This window comes from Nostocoides australiense Ben110 (assembly GCF_001050535.1).
Classification (GTDB): domain Bacteria; phylum Actinomycetota; class Actinomycetes; order Actinomycetales; family Dermatophilaceae; genus Nostocoides_A; species Nostocoides_A australiense.
This window is the reverse complement of record NZ_HG764815.1, coordinates 3,544,944-3,547,902: the sequence shown is the minus strand read 5'-3', so window position 1 is coordinate 3,547,902 and position 2,959 is coordinate 3,544,944. Positions and strand designations below refer to the sequence as shown.

General features: G+C 72.7%; 3 protein-coding genes. All 3 read right to left on the bottom strand.

What is annotated here, in order from left to right; all coding sequences use genetic code 11:
• Positions 1-109: 109 nt before the first annotated feature.
• Genes BN11_RS17330 through BN11_RS17320 form a run of 3 tightly spaced genes read right to left on the bottom strand, consistent with a single transcriptional unit; the run spans position 110 to position 2,861 of the window.
• Positions 110-2,029, bottom strand: a complete 1,920-nt coding sequence (locus BN11_RS17330) for an NADH-quinone oxidoreductase subunit 5 family protein (RefSeq protein ID WP_048699572.1) — start codon at positions 2,027-2,029, stop codon at positions 110-112.
• The gene (gene nuoK / locus BN11_RS17325; protein ID WP_048699571.1) at positions 2,026-2,349 is read right to left on the bottom strand and encodes an NADH-quinone oxidoreductase subunit NuoK; all 324 of its coding nucleotides are present in this window, start codon (positions 2,347-2,349) and stop codon (positions 2,026-2,028) included. Before nuoK ends, BN11_RS17330 begins: the two co-directional genes overlap by 4 nt.
• Positions 2,346-2,861 (bottom strand): NADH-quinone oxidoreductase subunit J family protein, encoded by a 516-nt coding sequence (locus BN11_RS17320; RefSeq protein ID WP_048699570.1) that lies wholly within the window; start codon positions 2,859-2,861, stop codon positions 2,346-2,348. Before BN11_RS17320 ends, nuoK begins: the two co-directional genes overlap by 4 nt.
• Positions 2,862-2,959 lie beyond the last annotated feature (98 nt).

The window sequence follows — 2,959 nt, the reverse complement described above, 5'->3', positions numbered from 1 at the left end:
GCAACGGCGGCCGCCCCGAGCGCCAGGGCACCGGCGACCGAGCCGGACAGGCGGCGGGCCAGCACCAGCGGGAAGCCGACGAGCGCGGGGACGAGGAGCGCGGTCAGGATCAACCCCACAACGCCACCCCCGCGATGGCGAGCAGGCCGATGGCGACCCAGACGAGGTTGGTGGCGACTCGTTCGCGCCGGTGCGGCCACTCGGCCGCCCACCCCGCGAGCCCGCTCCCCCAGCCGGCTCCGCGGACATACGTCTCGACGACCTCCCGGTCGAGGAAGGCAACGAGTCGCGCCAGCGCGAGCACGGGGACCGCGACGAGTTGGCGGTATGCCGTGTCCGCCCCGAATCCGTTGCTGGCCAAGGTCATCAGCCGGGAGGGCGGGAGCGCGTCGTCGGGTCGCAGGTACCAGCCGACGAGGACGCCGACGGCGATCAGTGCCACCGACAGGGCGAGCAGGCCGACATTGACGTGGCCGGGGTCAAGCGGGCCGAGGAAGGCCAGGCCGCCGGCCAGCGTCGCGATCGCCAAAACGATCAGGACCGCCTTCACGAGCGGCCCGGCGTCGCCGTGCTCGTGCCCTTCGGCCGGTGTGAAGACGGCCTGGGCTGCGCCGTCCGCGTCCGGCTCGGCGGTGCTACGCCGGCCGGCGACGATCTCGTAGGCGCGGGTCGCGTAGGCGGCGGTCAGGGCCACGGTGAACAGCAACGCGACCGTGACGATCCCCTGCTGCAGGTGCGCGCCCCCGTCCTCGGCCCAGGACGCGACGTCGATGACGTGCTCCTTGGAGATGCCGCCGACGGTCAGCGGCACGCCGGCGAGCGAGATGAGCCCGAGGCCCCAAACACCCCGTGCGAGACCGGAATCGGCGCCGATGCCGTCGAGGTCGCGCGCGGCCGTCGAGCCCGCGAGCACCGCCAGCCAGCCGACCGTCAAGAAGAGCAGCGCCTTGAAGATCGCGTGGGAGAACAGATGCCCGGTCGCGGCCGCCGAGCCGCTCTCGGCGCCGGGCGCGACCGCCAGCGGGCTGAGCATCACGGCGACCTGCGAGATCGTCGACCAGGCGAGGACGCGCTTGACGTCGGTTTGGAAGAACGCGCAGAACGCGGCATACACCATCGTCGCGACGACGGCGAGCGCCAGCACCCACGACGCCACCGACGTGCCCTCGAGGCCGACCCGCAGCACCGGGGTGAGCTGGCTGAGCACCCACGTGCCGGCGGCCACCATCGTCGCGGCGTGGATCAGCGCCGACGCGGGCGTCGGACCTTCCATCGCGTCGATCAGCCAGTCCTGGAACGGGATCTGCGCGGACTTGCCGAGCACCCCGATGATCAGCGCCGTCATCGCGAAGTCCACCGCACCGCGCCCACACCCGCCGGCCGGCGAACACGAGGTCAGCCACGAGACGACATCCCGGTTGAGCGCGTCGATGTCGCTGGTGCCGGCGACCGCGATGAGGGCGACGACGCCGATCACGAAGCCGACATCGGCGAGCCGCGTGACGAGGAAGGCCTTGTATGCGGCCCGCCGCGCCGTCGCCTTGCGGCTCCAGTGCCCGATGAGCAGGTAGGAGCACCACCCCATGACCTCCCACCCCACGAGGGTGAGGATCAGGTCACGAGAGATGACGAGCAACAGCATCGCGGCGGCGAACAGGCTCACCGTGGCCTGGAAGGCAGGCTGGCGATCGTCGTCGCGGAGGTACCACCCGGCATAAACCTGCACCGCCAGGACGACGGCGAGCACCGTCACGGCGATGGTCGCGATGACCGGGTCGGTCGCGACGTGGCCGGGGAAGTCGACGCCGGTCAGATCGCTGGTGCCGGGCGGATAGATCCGAAGCACCGGCAGCGCCTGGGCACCGTGGCCGGCGAAGAGCGACGCCACGCCGCAGGTGGCGGCGGCAAGCGCGCCGAGCTGGGCCAGCCCGGACGCGATGCGCCGGCTGGCGAGGCCGGCCAGCAGGATGAGCGGGGCGCCGGCAGCGAGGACCACGAGGGCGATCTGGAGGTAGTGCGGTCCGGTCACGACCCACCGCCGTTCGCTCCGGGGTCGGCGGGCGCGGTGATGTCGATATGGCCGCGGGCCCGGAAGACGGCGACGATCACGGCGAGCGCGAGCACCACCTCGGCGGCGGCGATCGTGATGACGAAGAGGGTCAGCACATTGCCGGAGGACCACCGGTCGCCGCCGAGCGCGCCGGCGGTGACGAGCAGCAGTCCGGCACCCCCGAGCACCAGCTCGACGCCGATGAGGACGAGCACCGCGTTGCGACGGGCGAGGATGCCATAGGTGCCGATCCCGATCAGGGCGGCGGCGACGGCATACGGCAGCGCGGGGTGGATCACCGGCGGACCTCCCCGGCCGGGCGGGTGAGGCGGGAGACGGCGAACGCGCCGATCAGCGCGATGAGCAAAAGGAGCGACAGGGCCTCGAAGGGCCAGACCCAGGTGCCGAAGATGTCCTCGGCGATTCCGGTGGTGGACACCGGGGTTCGGGCGACCACCTCGCCACCCAGGGGCAACAGGACGGCGAGCAGGAGGGCCGTCACGCCGGCGCCGAGCACGGCCGCCAGCAGCCGGTGCAGCCGGGAGGTCGAGTGGTCCGGGCTCGGCCCGATGGGCGCGCGGGTCAGCATCATCGCGAAGATGACGAGGACCACGACCGCACCGACATAGACGAGCACCTGCACGAGCGCGACGAGCTCGGCACCGAGGACGAGATAGCACCCGGCCAGCCCGCCCAGCGCCAGCACCAGCCAGAGCGCCGAGTGCACGAGGTGACGGGTGGTGACGGCCAGCAGCGCGGCGGCAACGGTGATGGCGCCAGTGGCGAGGAAGGCGATGTCCAGGCTGGTCACGACTCGGGCTCCGGTGCGGCCTCGGGCGCGCGGTTCCGCGGGGTCCGGGCGGGGCGTTCGGTGCCGGGGCCTTCGGGGCGTTCGGTGGCGGAGGCGCG